The organism is Pyramidobacter piscolens W5455 (genome assembly GCF_000177335.1).
GTDB classification, from domain to species: domain Bacteria; phylum Synergistota; class Synergistia; order Synergistales; family Dethiosulfovibrionaceae; genus Pyramidobacter; species Pyramidobacter piscolens.
Window position 1 is genome coordinate 1 of record NZ_ADFP01000022.1, and the last position, 1,081, is coordinate 1,081.

Genomic DNA, 1,081 nt, shown 5'->3' on the forward strand with positions numbered 1-1,081 from the left:
GCGCGACCGGCTGGCGTTGCGGCTGGCGCTGCGGCTCTGCGAGCTGCGCGGGCAGGAGGCGAAAGTTTGGGACCGCGACCGCCTGCGCCCCGTCCGCTGGGGCGACATGGCCGTGCTGACGCCGACCCGCAGTTCCTACGAGAATTTGCAGAGGGCCTTTTCGCTCTGCGGCGTTCCCGCCGCCTTTACCGGCGGGCGCAGTTTCTACGCACGCCCGGAGATCCGCGACGCCTGCGCGCTCTGTGCGTTTCTCGCCGATCCTCGCGACCGTACGGCGCTGGCGGGTTTTTTGTGTTCGCCTTTTTCCGGCCTGCCGCTCGCTGACGTCCAGGCGCTGCTGCCGTTTCTCGACCGCGGCGAGCCCCTGAAAACGCTGGCGGAGCGTTGGCCCGGTCCGGCGGCGAAACTGAGAGCCCTGGCCCGGCAGGCCATGCTCGAAGGGCCGTCGTCGGCGCTGGCTTCACTGCTGGCCCGCGGCGACTGCCTGAAAAGCGTCCATCCGAAACGGCGCGCCGCGGCGCTGGCCAATCTGCGCCGCGCCGTGGCCCTTCTGGAAGCGTACGAAGCGGGCGTCGCCCCGTCGCCGGCAGGCGTCGCCGCGTATCTTCGCAGCGCCTTGCGCCGCGGCGCGGCCGATCCCGAAGCCAGCGCCGAAGCCGGCGGCGACACGGTCAAAGTGATGACGATCCACGCTTCCAAAGGGTTGGAATTCCCGCTCGTGGCCGTCTTCGGCCTGGAACACGGCGGGCGCGCCGGAGCGCGGGAAAAAGGCGTCGTACCTTCGCGTCACCTGCTGGCGGCCGCGCCGCGATTCCCCGACAACTGGCCCGAAGGCGACTGCCTGCTCGGCAAGGTCCACGCCCGTCTCGACGAACGCGCTGAGTACGAAGAACGGACTCGTCTTTATTATGTGGCGCTGACCCGCGCGCGCGACGGCCTGATCTTGTGCGGCCTCATGCCCGGCGGGGAAAAACGCGCGGAAAAGGACCGCTCGCTGCTGTCGATCGAGCGCGCCGGCGGCGAGTTCGTCCCCGCTCCCGGCGAAGTTTCCCGCCGCGAAGCCGACGCCTGGCTGCGCCGC

The 1,081-nt window shown here is 70.3% G+C and carries 1 protein-coding gene; it reads left to right on the forward strand.

Going from position 1 to position 1,081, the window contains the following annotated elements; all coding sequences use genetic code 11:
* On the forward strand, positions 1 to 1,081 hold a 1,081-nt coding region (locus HMPREF7215_RS01570; RefSeq protein ID WP_009163826.1), incomplete at both ends, for a 3'-5' exonuclease.